This window comes from Pectobacterium atrosepticum, from assembly GCA_019056595.1.
GTDB classification, from domain to species: domain Bacteria; phylum Pseudomonadota; class Gammaproteobacteria; order Enterobacterales; family Enterobacteriaceae; genus Pectobacterium; species Pectobacterium atrosepticum.
Map to the genome: position 1 here is coordinate 4,550,434 of CP036163.1, position 14,844 is coordinate 4,565,277.

At 52.3% G+C, this 14,844-nt stretch carries 9 protein-coding genes and 1 tRNA gene; all 10 read right to left on the bottom strand.

Features of this window, described 5'->3' with window-relative positions; genetic code table 11:
* Positions 1 to 221: 221 nt before the first annotated feature.
* Positions 222 to 297, bottom strand: a tRNA-Asn gene (locus tag DCX48_21145).
* A gap of 142 nt (positions 298 to 439) precedes the next feature.
* Entirely contained in the window at positions 440 to 1,702 is a 1,263-nt protein-coding gene (locus DCX48_21150) for an MFS transporter (GenBank protein ID QXE16795.1), read from the bottom strand.
* Between the two features lie 142 nt (positions 1,703 to 1,844).
* Entirely contained in the window at positions 1,845 to 4,967 is a 3,123-nt protein-coding gene (locus tag DCX48_21155) for a beta-galactosidase (protein ID QXE16796.1), read from the bottom strand.
* A gap of 295 nt (positions 4,968 to 5,262) precedes the next feature.
* Positions 5,263 to 6,339 carry a LacI family DNA-binding transcriptional regulator gene (locus DCX48_21160; GenBank protein ID QXE16797.1) on the bottom strand — a complete coding sequence of 359 codons (1,077 nt, stop codon included), beginning with the start codon at positions 6,337 to 6,339 and terminating at the stop codon, positions 5,263 to 5,265.
* Positions 6,340 to 6,489: 150 nt separating this feature from the next.
* Complete coding sequence (locus DCX48_21165) at positions 6,490 to 7,539, bottom strand: ferric ABC transporter ATP-binding protein (GenBank protein QXE16798.1); 1,050 nt, start codon at positions 7,537 to 7,539, stop codon at positions 6,490 to 6,492.
* A 14-nt stretch (positions 7,540 to 7,553) separates the two neighbouring features.
* Entirely contained in the window at positions 7,554 to 9,632 is a 2,079-nt protein-coding gene (locus DCX48_21170; GenBank protein QXE16799.1) for an iron ABC transporter permease, read from the bottom strand.
* A 200-nt stretch (positions 9,633 to 9,832) separates the two neighbouring features.
* On the bottom strand, positions 9,833 to 10,867 hold the full coding sequence (locus DCX48_21175; protein ID QXE16800.1) for an ABC transporter substrate-binding protein: 1,035 nt from the start codon (positions 10,865 to 10,867) through the stop codon (positions 9,833 to 9,835).
* 160 nt (positions 10,868 to 11,027) lie between these two features.
* Positions 11,028 to 12,353, bottom strand: a complete 1,326-nt coding sequence (locus DCX48_21180) for an MFS transporter (GenBank protein ID QXE16801.1) — start codon at positions 12,351 to 12,353, stop codon at positions 11,028 to 11,030.
* 89 nt (positions 12,354 to 12,442) lie between these two features.
* Positions 12,443 to 14,020, bottom strand: coding sequence for a sensor histidine kinase (locus tag DCX48_21185; GenBank protein ID QXE16802.1), 1,578 nt, complete (start codon positions 14,018 to 14,020; stop codon positions 12,443 to 12,445).
* A gap of 3 nt (positions 14,021 to 14,023) precedes the next feature.
* Positions 14,024 to 14,653, bottom strand: coding sequence for a response regulator transcription factor (locus DCX48_21190; GenBank protein QXE17338.1), 630 nt, complete (start codon positions 14,651 to 14,653; stop codon positions 14,024 to 14,026).
* Between the last annotated feature and the right edge of the window lie 191 nt (positions 14,654 to 14,844).

Here is a 14,844-nt window from a genome sequence, read left to right on the forward strand (position 1 = left end):
TTTACCAAGGGGTTTGGGACTGCGGATTTTTGCGTCATTAAGAGACATTTGGGGGTCACTCCGCCATCGAACCAACTTGACCCCAAATATGACCCCAAAATTATCCCGATGCGGAGTGAAAATGGAATGCGTATCGGGAGCGCTTTGAACATGAATTTATTGAACAAAGTGCTAAAAAGCAAAACGCCCGCTTAAGTTTCCTTAAGCGGGCGTTTCTAATTTGGCTCCCCTGACTGGACTTGAACCAGTGACATACGGATTAACAGTCCGCCGTTCTACCGACTGAACTACAGAGGAATCGTGTGAACGGGGCGCATGATAACGGCGTGTGCCGTGCATGTCAAAGGCGTAAACCACAAAACTGCACCGTTTGGTGAGAGAATGTGCAATCTGCCGATATTTTTGGCAAATACCGGCGTTTTATCGCGTACTGCTGCCGCTAAAGTGTATTCACCGATGTTTTCTGTTTATCCGAAAAGGCATATAACGGCCCTTTTCCTGACAGAGTGAAGAGGGATATCGCCGTAAAGGAGAGGGCAATACCGCCTAAGATCAGGTAAGTGCCATGAAAACCGATGCTGTCATACATATTGCCAGCAAAGATGGACATGAAAATGATCGATACCTGTTTAAAGAAGCAGAAGCACACCAAATAAATCGTCGCAGAAAAGCGGACTTCAAAAACGCTGGTAATGTATTTGAAGCAGCCAACGATCAGGAAGGGGACTTCGAACATGTGTAGCGTTTTCAGCACAATCACTTCCAGTACAGAGTCGGCAAAAGCAGAGCCAATAATTCGCACGGACATAATTGTACCGGCAATGAGAAGGGCATTCTTGCCGCCGATACGGTTCACAATAAGCGGCGCAAAAAACATGATAGTGGCATTAAGCAATTCACCCAATGTTGTAACGTAGCCGAATACTCGTGTACCTTCCTGTCGGGTTTCAAAAAATGAGGTGAAGAAGTTGGCAAATTGCTGATCGAACACATCATAAGTGCAAGAAACGCCAACGACATAGAGGGTCAGGAACCAGATTTTGCGTTCTTTTAACAACTCAACGGCCATTTTCAGGTTGAACGGTTTCTGGTTGGAGCCTACTTGATCGGCAACGATAGCGCTGGAGGAGGCCTCTGGCTTTGCTAGCAGCAATAGGATGGCGAGGATGACGGCACAACCGGAGCCGAGCCAGAAAACAAACTGGTTATTAATGGTAAACATGATGCCGACAATAGACGCGCAGAGCGCCCAACCGAGGCAGCCGAATAGACGTGCACGACCAAATTCAAACTGGCTGCGGCGGCTGACTTTCTCGATATAGGCCTCAATGGCCGGTGCGCCGCCGTTGTTGATAAACCCCAGATAAATTCCACCGACGATAGAACCTAAAACGATATTGTATTTTAACAACGGGCCAAAAACATAGATAAAGAACGGAGCAAAAAACACCAGCATTATGGTGATAATCCATAACAGGTGTTTTCTCAATCCTAATTTATCAGATAGTAAGCCAAATATAGGTTGGGATAGTAAGGCGAAAAAAGAAATACAGGCGAAGATAATTCCTGTATCGCTTTTGCTTATTTGATTAATATCATGAAGCCAAATAGGGAAGAAGGGAAAGTAAGCCCCCATGATGAAGAAATAAAAAAAGAAAAACAGGCCAAATATCCAGAAATTCTTATTATGTAGGTAGTACATGTTGTCTTCTCCGATATGTATATATTCGCAACATTTACTTTGATGGCGGATATATACTTGCTGGATACAACCAAGATGGAAAGAAGCAGCGTAGCCGCTCTCTTTCGTTGTTTTTTAATACGGTTTTTTCATACCAATATGGTTAGTGACGTTGAATAGCGACGCGATAGTGATAATGCGTTGCTGTGAGCAAATCATCACAATGAACGCTGGGGCTCCAGGAGTCATCGCCACCAATTCCCATATGGAAGCCATCCAGATTGAGCCAAACGCCTTTTTCCTTTTCTAATAAATGATGGTGGGTACACGTCATCAACTGAGTTAGTCCGTAGCGGCTTAGCCCGAAGTGGAAATTTCCGGTGATAGCCCATTTGCCATATGTCAGCGCACGCGTGTTGCAGCGCAACCCGTTCTCCGATGGGAAAATGTAGGGCGTGTGAAGGTCATCCAATGGCAGATTCCAATGCCCATGCTGTGCGGCGAGCTGTCGGTCGGGATAATTTTCATGTGGCCCAAGCCCGATCCAACTGACCTGAGGCGCGACGTCAGCCAATTGGCAACTCAAACCGACTCTGGCCAGTGACGGAAGTACAGTCGCGACATCAACGTCGACATCGACGGTCATTACGCCATATGCATCAATCTGCCAGCGCTTTTTACTCCGTAGCAGAATCTGCCCTGCATGGCGGAATACATGCTCGGTGACAATGTGTACGGCATCGGCGAGTTGGTCTGCCTGAATCGCAACACACTGTGTCTGCAATTGATAAAGCCCAGCTGATTTCCAGCGTTCGGCCCACGCGTGTGGATCGATGCGATCGACTTCGCTGATACCGATGTCGTTATCCAGTGGTGCCCGAACGAATTGATCCTGCAACGGAGTCAGTAGTGCTGGGGTATCGGCTGTCCACCATTGCTCCAGCAAGCCGCTCTGGCGGTTAAATCGCCAATGTTGTTCGCCCTGAACGACGTCAAAATAGATATCGGACGCTCGTAAAACCGGTGGGATTTTCTGCTTAGAGCATGATGCCTCGGGCAGGTGAAGCGGTATAGGGAGTTGCCACTGATCCCAGGCACAGCGATGGTTTGCTTTCGACCAGGCGGTTTCTTTGGGTTGCACGACTTCAACATTGAGCCAAATCTCCCCTGCGCGATCGACGGTGGGAAGTGATTCCAACAGCGTCAGGGTTTGGGTGGCCTGCGGAGCGAGCTTCAGTGGCAGCGAACCTTCTACCAGGGTCTTATCGTCCAGCGTAATGTGCCAATTCAGCTGCTCGTTGTCCGTATGACGGAACAGGTATTCACTGGTAACACGTAATTCACAGGGGGATTCAGCCTGCCAGACGAATTGAATATGCTGCTGTGCTCGTTGGGCTTCATATAGGCTGGGATGTGGAGTGCGATCGGGGAAAAGTAGACCGTCCAGACAGAACTGGCGATCGTTAGGCATATCGCCAAAATCTCCGCCGTACGCCCAGTAGGCATTACCTTGTTCATCATGGCGGATCAGTGCCTGATCGACCCAATCCCAGATGAATCCACCCTGTAACCGAGGGTATTGGCGGAATGCTTTCCAGTAGCGGGCGAATCCCCCCAAACTGTTGCCCATCGCGTGCGCGTACTCGCAGAGGATGAGTGGCCGATGTTCATTCGGCATGCTAATCCATTTCGAGATCGACCATTTGGGTACGTTGGGGAAGGGCTGATCTTCATCAACACGGGCGTACATTGGGCACACAATGTCGGTCGCACGACTATTCGCACCGCCGCCTTCGTAATGCACGGGCCGGGTTGGGTCGTGGCGTTTGATCCACTGGTAAAGCGCATCATGATTTGCGCCGTAACCGGATTCGTTCCCCAATGACCAGATAATGATGCAAGGGTGATTGCGATCGCGCTGCACCATCCTTGATACGCGTTCGCTGTAGGCTGGCAGCCACATGGGATCGTCAGAGAGACGGTTCATTGGCTGCATGCCGTGCGTTTCAATGTTCGCTTCATCCACCATATACAGACCATAGCGATCGCACAGTCGATACCACAGCGGATGGTTGGGGTAATGGGAGCAGCGCACCGCGTTAAAATTATGCTGCTTCATCAGCATAATATCGCGCCGCATCGTGTCTTCATCCATCACCTGACCGTTCTGCGGGTGATGCTCATGGCGGTTAACGCCGCGGATTAGCAGCGGTTTACCATTCAGCAGCAGCAAGCCGTTGCTAATTTCAACTTTTCTGAAGCCGACATCATAGGCTTCCGCTTCGAGCAGTTCGCCTTCCGCTGTTTCCAGTGCGATGACGGCGCGATACAGATGCGGCAGTTCGGCGCTCCACAGATCGGGCCGTTGCACGTCAAGACGGAGTGCAGCCCTGTCATGGTAGGCACCACGTTCATCCACAATGTCGCTACCGAACGCCTGTCGTGTCTCACCAATGAGGTTATTACCGCGCCAAAGCTGTGCGTGTACGCGATAGTTTTTTGCCTCAGACTCGGAGAGTGTTGCCTTTACCTGAATATCCAGTGTGCCATGGCGGAAATCGGCGCTGAGCGGCGTAGTGAGTTGAATATCGCCAAGATGAACCGTCGGTTTATGTAGAAGTGTGACGTCGCGGAAAATACCACTCATACGCCACATATCCTGATCTTCCAGATAACTTCCGTCAGACCAACGTAACACCATCACCGCCAGTCGATTCTCTCCTGTCGTCAGATAGCGACTAATATCAAACTCCGCAGGCAGGCGACTATCCTGCGAATATCCCACCCAGTGTCCGTTACACCAGAGGTAAAACGCGGAATTGACGCCATCAAAAATAACCCGCGTTTGTCCGCAGCTGAGCCAGTCATGATTGACTTTAAAAGTGAGCGAGTAACAACCTGTGGGATTATCTTCCGGAACATAGGGCGGATTAACGGGGATCGGATATTTTACGTTGGTGTAAATCGGTGTGTCATAGCCCTGTAACTGCCAATTGGAAGGAACCGGAATGGTAGCGGAATCAGGCAGGTCCTGCTGCAGCCAGCTTTCCGGCACGGCTTCGGGGCGAGTAAAATAACTAAACTTCCACTCGCCATTCAAGCGACGAAGACGCTGAGATGGTTCATCTTGGTGTGCAGCAGCCACGTTTCTCCAGCTGTTGAATGGCGGGTGAGCAGGAAGCCTCTGATAGTTTGTACAAGCTGGGTTTTCCCAATCACGTCGGGCAAGAATTTCTCGCAGCGTAGCATGCTGGCGTGTTGGATTCGATAAAACGCTGTCGCTCATGATGGCTTTACTCCTGAACGTCTTGAGTCTGTCATTGTGATTGGTTAAATGAAATTGTTATCCGCTCACAATTTGTGTTTTCCATAACATATCGACTTGCCAAAGTGAGTAAAGAGGAATGTGACAATAAAGTGGAAGCGATCACAAAGATCGTTTGCAAAACGAATGAGATAACATCGAATTTGGAAAGCTGCGCGCAATAAATTAACAGGAGTTAAAGACTAAATTATTGTTTATAAGCTTATTTTGTTAGGGTTAGGCAGGCGAGGTGAAAACAGCGCTGTCGTGTAATGGGTTACAAGCGCTGGAGCTGGCGTGTAATGTCCAACAGATTTTTTGTTAATTCTTGCAGGGAAGCATGGGTTGATGAATGGATGGCGGTGCTATGGCGTACGATCAGTTCGGTGGGTAACAGTAGTGAAGTGGCCTGAGTAGGATCGCGCAGCGTAGCGAGCAAACGGGTGACGCCTTCTTTACCTAATAGCCTGAAATCCTGGCGAATGGTCGTCAGTGGCGGGGTGTAATAAGCGCTGTCCTGAGTATCGTCAAAGCCGATCACCGACATCTGCTCCGGCACGCGCAGGCCATATTCGTGCAGTGCGCGTAGAACGCCAAGCGCCATTTGATCGTTCGCTACAACAATGGCGGATATGCGCAGGGATTGTCCCAGCAGGGCCAGTGTTTGGTAATAACCGGAAGCAGCGCTCCAGTCACCGTGCAGTACCGAAGCGGGGGACAATTGCTGTTTTTCTAGCTCGGCTAGCCAGCCTTCATAGCGTAGGCGTGCGGAAATCGAGGTCATTGGCCCAGTCAACAGAGCGATATGTTGATGCCCTAGTTCCACCAGATGCGCGATAGCCAACCGCGCACCGTGGTCGGGATCGAACATGACATTGAGTATGTCGGTATGGGGATCGGCATCCATAAACAGCACGGGCGTATCGGCACAGGTTTGGCTAATGTGGGCGACTTCATCCGTCGATAGCGGAACATTCACGATGACGCCGCTAACCCGCTGAGAAAGCAGGTCGTTAACGGCGTTATTACACGTGTTGACATCCGGGCTGCTCAGCATGGACATCACGATGTTGATCCCCAGCTGGCTGGCGGTACTCTTAATCGCGGCAGCAATTTGTGATGGTGCATGGAGTGAAAGATCGGTTGTTACCAGCCCCAGCGTGGTGATGGTTTTCCCTGCTAGCTGCTGTGCGACGCGGTTAGGCGTGTAATTCAGCGCCGCCATCGCCTGTTCCACTTTATTGCGAGTACGGGATGAAACATGAGGCGCTTGATTCAGCACTCGGGAAACCGTCTGATAGGAAACCCCTGCGTACTCGGCGACATCATGTAATGTTATGGGTTTCTGTTTCATGGCGATCATTCCGTGCGTGAAAGGGCATTATCATAACAAATCGCGCGGGGAATCCGTAACCGGTGTATGTACTCCGGCGCAATTGAAGCAGGTCAACAGTAAAACCGGGAGCGAACGCTCCCGGTATGTGGGTAGTGAGTTATCCGATATTTACTGTTCGGACAGGACAAACATGCCGTAAGGGTGAATTTGCAGATAGTAACTGTCGCCCGGATTCGGCTGAAGCTGAGTGGCGTTAACCTGCAACAGCATCGACTGACCGTGCCAGTCCACCTGCACTTCGTACTGTGGCCCCATATAGGCGACCTGCGTGATGGTGCAGCGCTGGCTTTCTTCACCCTGATGGCTGAGTGTAATAGCTTCCGGGCGAATACCGACGGTCGATTCACTTAATCCCGCAGCAAACCCCTGCGGGCGCGGAATGAGGTAGCCATAGATATTTACGCTGTCTGCCGTGAAGGTGGCAGGGAAGATATTGGCATCTCCCATAAAGCTGGCCATGAAGCGGGAAGCGGGCTGGCGATAGAGTTCCTGTGGTGCGCCCAACTGCATGATTTTGCCTTTGTTCATCACCAGAACCATGTCGGACACCGCAAAGGCTTCGCTCTGATCGTGCGTGACGTACAGCGAGGTGATGTTGAACTGCTGCTGAAGCTCACGGATTTTCTCACGCATACTGCGGCGCAGGTTGGCGTCAAGGTTACTCAGTGGCTCATCGAACAGCAGGACTTTAGGTTTAAGGATCAGCGCACGCGCCAGAGCGACACGCTGTTGCTGCCCACCGGAAATCTGGTCGACATAGCGATCTTCAAACCCTTCCAGATCGACCAGCGCCAGCGCTTCTTTCACGCGTTGATTGATTTCTGCCTTCGGGCGACCGAGCATTTTTAGCCCGTAGCCGATATTTTCGCCCAACGACATATGCGGGAAAAGGGCGTAAGACTGGAACACCATGCAGATATCACGCTGTTGAATCGAGCGCTCGGTGACGTCTTCGCCGTCGATGAAAATCTGGCCTTCTGTCGGTTTTTCCAACCCGGCAACCGCGCGGAGTACCGTGGTTTTACCGCAGCCTGATGGCCCGAGCAGCGTGACCATTTTTCCCTGTGGGATCGCCAGATTCAAATCATCAATGACGGTGTTGTTGCCGAAACGTTTAGTGATGTGCTTCAGTTCGACAAAGCTTTTTTCAGTATTCAAGGTAATCACTCCGCTTAGGCATTATTCTTGGCTTTCGTGCGGGAAACCCGCGCTTCACCGACCAGATAATCGAACAGGAAAATAATGGCCAGCATGACCACAATCAGGATGGAGCCGTAGGCAATCGCCATACCGTATTCACCGTCTTCCACGCGGTTAAGAATGTAAGACGTGGCGACGCGAGTATCCGGTGTAACCAGAAAGATAATGGCGCTGACGGTGGTAATAGCACGCACGAAGCTGTAAATCAGTGCGGACAGAATGGCCGGACGTAGCAGCGGTAGCAGAATATAAAACACCGTGCGCATCGAACCCGCCCTCAGGCTGAGCGACGCCTCGTCCAGTGATTTATCCAACTGCCCCAGCCCAGCGATACCGGCGCGAATACCGACCGGCACGTTACGCATGACCATCGACATGATGACGATCACCGCGGTTCCCGTTAAGTAAACCGGCGCGCTGTTAAAGGCCAGGATATAAGACACACCAGCAACGGTGCCCGGCACCGCAAAGCACAGCATGGTAGTGAACTCGATAGCCTTCTTGCCGTAGAACTGCTGACGGACCACGATGTAGGCGATCAGTAGCCCAAACAGTGCCGTAATCGGTGCGGCGATGCCCGCGAACAGCAGCGTATCCAGTAAGGAAGGCCAGGCGCCTTCGCTAAAGCCTTGTCCGAACAGCTTGCTGAAGTTTGCCAGCGTCAGGGTGTAATCCACGCCCCAGTTAACGGTAAAGCTGCCGTAGAAAATGCTGCCGTACAGCAGAACGTTAAAGGCAATCCAGACATAAAGCAGGATGCTGACGATCCACACCAGCGAAACCGGCAGCGGCTGCACATCACCCCGGGAGGATTTGCCGGAAATCGTGACGTAGGAGCGTTTACCGATCCACAGATATTGCACGCAGAACACGGCCAGTGAGAACAGCAGCAGGACAACACCGAGCGTACTGGCCGACTGGTAATCCAACTGTGCCCCGGTGATGTAGAAGTAAATCTGGGTAGCGAGTACGTCGAAGTTGCCGCCCAGCACCAGCGGGTTACTGAAATCGGCCAGCGACTGGACGATCACGATCAAGAACGAGTTAGCCAGCGCCGGTTTTAGCAAGGGCAGGAACACTCGCTGAAAGGTTTGATAGCGGTTGGCTCGCAGCGTATACGATGCTTCTTCCAGCGACGGATGAATCGTCTTCATCGCGCCTTCGAGAATCATAAACGACATCGGTGTGAAGGCGAGCACCTGCGCCAGCCAGATACCGGTAAAACCATACAGCCAGTTGGTGTTCGTCAGACCAAACCAAGTCACCATCAGCTCGGTGATATAACCGGAACGGCCCATCATCAGCGTCACGCCTAACCCGACGACAAACGGTGGTGTAACGATAGGCAGGATGGAGAAAATGCGGCCGATAATTGCGGAACGTCGTGCAATACGCGAGGTATAAATCGCCAGCACCATACCGAAGAAGGTACAGCCGATACCGACGGCAACCGACAGCAGGAATGAATTCCAGATCACCCGTAAAATGTGGGCCTGACTTAGAATCTGCATAAACGACAGCGGCGCGAATTCACCACTGTCGTTGGTGAACATCGGAATGAAGATAGCGATGCTGGGGTAAAGAATAAACACGCTAATCAGCGCAATGATGCTGATGAGCGAGCCGATGACGAAGCGATCGCCACCCAGCCAGTCAAGCCGCGAGAGCGCCAGCGTAATAATCGCACTCAGCGCAACAAATAGCCCAAGGGTGCCATAGCCCATGCCACGGCCTTCAATGGTCGCACTAATGACTACAAAGAGGGCGCAGAACAACGCATAAGCCGCATCAAAACGGTGGCGACCACGCTGTTCCCGGCTGGGCGTAAGCAGTGGACGCGCCAGTAATCCTAACGGGAGCAGAAACCAAAGCAGGCTGATATTCAGGTTCGACCAGCTGTAGGCCGCCAGCAGTTCATCGCGTGAGGCATCGAGCAGGCCATAATCCAGGCTCCACGCTGGCAGCAGCAAAAATGTCGCTGCAATCAGCGCCAGCCACAGGAAAACGGGATCCCGTTTAGGCGTCGGTGAGAGAGTTAGTGTGTGTGACATGATGGTTCCCTGGTGCGTGCAAGTTTTATCGAATTGTTTTATGAGATTGAATCGTCACAGGTATTGGTTGGTTAATAATATTGAGTAATGGTTAATCAGCGATGTTGAGAACACTGCGTTAAGCGAAACGCGCATATCGCAGTGTTCCCGTTCTTTTTACAATGAATCAAAGGCAATCAATCAAGGGCAATCAGTCGAGATTATTGGCCCATTTTGACTTCGTTAACCCACTTGGAAATCAGCTCTTTACGCACGTCTGCCGCGCCGTATTTGTCCATGTCGTAGTTGATCAGTTTCAGGTCCTGCAACTTCAGCGACAGTGGGGACGCTTCTGCGGTGGTGTTAGTCAGAATCTGGTAGGACTGGCCTTTCTTCCAGGAGAGTTCCTGTGCTTCTTTTGACAGCGCCCAGTCAACGAACAGCTTGGCGTTATCCATATTGCGCGCGCCTTTCAGGATGCTGACGCCGCCAATTTCATAGCCAGTGCCTTCACACGGGGAGATCAGTGCCAGCGGTGCGCCTTTCTCTTTTTCCAGCGAGTAGTCGTGCAGGAAGCCAATGCCGATAGCGGTTTCGCCACGCGCGGCGTTGCGTGCCGGGGCAATACCGGATTTGGTGTATTGCGATACGTTGGTGTTCAATTTCTTCAGATAATCAAAGGCCTGATCCTGACCCCAAAGCTGGGAGAAGGTCGCCAGTGCGGTATAGGCTGTACCGGAACTCTGTGGGTCAGCAATCTGAATTTCGCCTTTGTAGATAGGGTTGGTCAGATCTTTCCAGCACTGTGGCACCGGCAGATTTTTCTCTTTCAGACGGTCGGTGTTAACGCCGAAGCCGAGAATGCCGACGTAAACCGCAGACGAGTAGTTGCCTTTACGTTTGGCGGGATCGCGGAACTGCGGCATGATCTGATCAAGATTTTTAGACTGATAGGGTTCCAGCAGATCCATTTCGCCCGCTTGAGATTGCGGATCCAGCGTGCCGCCGTACCACACATCAGCTTGTGGGTTCTTCTTCTCCGCATCGACTTTCGCCAGCGTGCTGCCGGAACCGTTGCGGATAAAGGAAGTTTTAACGTTGTGTTTTTCACCGAAGGCCTTGGCTTCCTCCTCGCAGAAGGCGTTGGTGGCGCTACAGTAAATGACCAGGCGACCTTCAGCCCGAGCGGTAGTGGTGGTAACGGCAGCAACGGTCAGTCCAGCGGCGATGAGGGTCGTTAAGGTAGTCAGTTTCATGATGTTTTCCTTTGTATATCCCCGTCATACTTCAAGTTGCATGTGCGTTGGCTTTCCTCGCTCACCCCAGTCACTTACTGGAGTAAGCTCCTGGGGATTCGCTGTGTCGCCGCCTTCCTGAAACTCGAATTATTTAGGGTATAGTTATCGATTATTATTGCTATTTTGATGTCATCAAACGTTCCCGGCGGCTGACACCTGCCATCAGCAGCGGCATCAATAACAGTCCGATGCAGGCTGAGGCCAACGCCAGCAGAGTAAAAAATCCCGACCATCCGTAGTGTTGCAGCACCTGTGCCAGCGGCCAGCCCGCCAGCGCCGCCCCCAGATAGGCAAACAACGCCAGAAAACCTGTCACCGTGCCTGCGGCATCCTTATGGCTGTATTCCGTCGCAGCCAGACCGATCAACATCTGTGGTCCAAAAACAAAAAAACCGATACTGAAGAAACAGGCTGCGAGCAGTGAATAGTGGTGAATCGGTGCCAGCCACAGCGCGGTCATGGTTAAAAACAGCCCAAGTGCGAACAGCAAAATCATCGGTGCGCGTTGACCACGAAACAGCAGATCCGAACCCCAACCAGCAAACAGCGCTCCCAGCAATCCACCCAGTTCAAATAGCGACAGCGTGGCGTTAGCGCTGAGTAGGTTGAATCCGTGGCTCTCCGACAGCCAGATGTTTCCCCAGTCATTCAGTGCGATACGAATCAGGTACACCAGAATGTAGGAAAACCCGAGCAGCCAGATGGTACGGTTACGCAAAATCGCATCGCGCAGAATCTGACGCATCGGCATCGGCGGGCTCTGCTGCTCCTGACGAAGCTCCAGCGCGTCGCGTCGCCACTGACCGACGCTTGGCAACCCTTGCTGCTGCGGTTTGTCGCACAACTGCCAACACAGCCACAGCCCGATCACAATCCCGATAATGCCCGGCACCAGCAGCGCCGCTTGCCACCCCCATTCGGAGGCCAGATAGCCTGCGAGTAAGGGAACCGCCGCGCCGCCGATGTTGATCGACGTATTCCAGCATCCCCACCAGAGGCCGCGCTCATTACGCGAATACCAACTGCTCAGCAGTCTGGCGCAAGGGGGCCAACCCCAGCCCTGAAAGAAACCGTTCAGCGCCCAGACAATCAGCAAACCGGTGAGTGACTGGCAGTACATGAACAGAATGTTCAGCACGCCGGTAATCATCAGTCCGACACCCATAAACCAGCGCACCTGAGTGCGATCGCACACGATGCCGGAGATAAATTTAGACGCGCCATAACAGAGGTAAAACAGCGTCCCCAGCAGACCGATATCGCCTTTGCTTAACCCTAATTCCAACTGCATCACCGGCATGACGAAGTTGATGCTTTTACGCGTCAGGTAAAACGTGGCGTACCCGATAACCATGGAAATCAACAACCGCGGTCGCCAGTAGCGATAGCGCTGACTGATTTGTGTTGGTGAAAGCTGTCCCTTTGGAAACATGGGTGCTTGCATGGGGTTCTCCGTCGCGTTGAGAGAAGAGTAGGGGGATACGAATTAAAAAGGATGAGACAAGGTTTTAGATGGCTAAGAATAATTCCTAGCTAGTCGTCTTTTTGTTTAAATTTTGTGGGCAGGTTAACAATTATGTGCGTGCCGCGCGGCGTTGTGGGTTCACCGCTGACGGCGGCTTTCACCAACCAATTTCCGCCCAGTGCCTGCACGCGTTCTTCAATACCCCGTAGGCCGAAGCCGCTGCCTGTCGAATGTGTACTGCCTTTTTGTGCGATGCCTACGCCGTTATCAATGACGTCGAGCGTAATCAGGTCATCCTGCTGGCTGAGACGGACGGTAATCTGTGTGGCGCTGGCGTGTTTGTTGATGTTGTTGAGCAGTTCCTGCACCAGCCGATAAAGCGTGAAAATTACCACGTCATCATGAGGGGGCGTGGGGAGCTGATAATCCAACTGAAACTGGATGCCGCGAGCCGCAAAGGCGAACTCATCTGCCAGATGATGCAGTGCTTTATCCAGCACCATTTCATCCAGCACCGGCGGGCGCAGCTGGCGCAACAGCTGGCGTGTGGTGTGGTGGATTCGCCGCGACAGCTCGCTGATTTGTCCGGCTGCATGTTGGGCTGCATCGGCAGGGGCACTGTGTTTCACCAGCATGGCCTGAATCTGAATCGCGGTGATGTTTTGGCCGATATCATCGTGCAGCTCGCGCGCGATATCTTTGCGCACGGCTTCTTCGGTATGGATGATACGTTCCATCAGCCGCCGCCGGGTTTTTAGCTCCTGTTCCAACTGCTGACGATAGCGCTGGAGCCGCTGTGCCAGCTGTTGCTGACGGCTGATAGCGATACCCAATCCAATGCCGAGCAGCGCCTGCGTAGAGAGAAACAGTTCGAGCTCGCGCAGGTCATCAAAGGCTCCGCTCACTTGACGCGTGACGGCAATCATCAGGCTGCCGAGTACGGCGGACAGTACGCCACCTTGCCAGCCGAATTTATACGCCATCACCACATTAGGCAGAAAAACGAAGATCAGCAGCAGGCGTTCCATCTCGGGTGTGAACGCCATTTGCAGGCAAACGCCGATAGAAAAAAACAGCGAGCACCAAATCAGCAGCGAAGTACGCAGCGGTGGATCGGGAATCTCCTGCGCCAGCAAGGTCTGCAAATGCTGCTGTTTGATGTATTCGTACAGCAGATAGATGAACGGAATCAGGAGTACGCCGCCGGTAAACGTGGCCAGCAGCGTTTGTGTCAGCTGCGAATGTAACCAAGGGCCAATGGCGATGCCGTGCAAAATGCTGTTGAGCGTCAATGCCGCCAGCAACAGCAGCAGTCGTTGCCAATAAAGCGTATAGCGGTGCCAGATTTTATGTGTGATGACGGCCGGAATCAGGCTCAGAAAGGGAGAAAGCAGTAATAGCGAGCGCGTCATGAGCTGCTCGCTGATAAGCCAGCTCTGGATAGCGATTTCTGAAAGCAGCAAGGTCGGCCAGTATTTGCGCGGCAGCAAAATCATCAACGCCAGCCGCAGCCCTTGCGGTAACAGCAGCGTAGCCTGCTGGCCGTTATTGCTCAGATAGAAACTGATGGTCCATAGCGCCAGCCAAATCAGGCTGTAGAAAAAGGCCAGAAACAGCGTCATACCGATGACGTGCAGGCGGCGCATGGCCTATTTCCCGGCCAGCAACTGGTGTTGCAGTGCAAAGTGCACCAGTTCTACCGTGGATTCACACTGTAATTTACTGAGAATATTGGCGCGGTGAACATGAACCGTCTTATGGCTAAGTTCGAGCTGTTCAGCGATGCTTTTGACGCTAATCCCGTTGATCAGCAGGCTGAATATTTCTCGCTCGCGTGGTGTCAGCGTCAGTAACTCCTTCGGTGGCTGCTGCTGATGGCGAATGGCGTGCAGCGCATCGGCACACAGGTAAAGGCCACCGCTGCTGACCACGCGAACCGCCTGCACTAACTCTTCTGGGCCACAGCGCTTCGTTAGGTAGCCGCCCGCGCCCGCATCCAACGCACTTTGTACAAACGCAGTGGTGTCATAGATGCTTAGAATAATGGCGCGAAAATTGGGGCGCTGCTGACGTAGGCGGGTTAATAACGACAGGCCGCTTTCATCGGGCATGGCGATATCAATCACGGCAACGTCAATCGGCTGTTTGAGCAGATGCGGCCACGCCTGTGCCGCCGAGCCATATTGGCCAACGACCTGAATGTCATTCTCTAATGTCAGAAGCTGTGCAAAGCCAGACCGTACAACGATGTGATCGTCAACCAAAGCCACATTAATCATGGTTTCGCCGTGTGAATCCAAAGTCATCAAAGCGCCATAATGCGGGGGAATGCAGAGGCGAGCAATAGCAGATAATTAAAATGGAATCGGCTTAACAGATATACCCGTCATACTTCAAGCTGCTTGTGCGTTGGCTGCTCTTACTCACCCCAGTCACTTACTTGTGTAAGCTCCTGGGGATTCGCTCGATT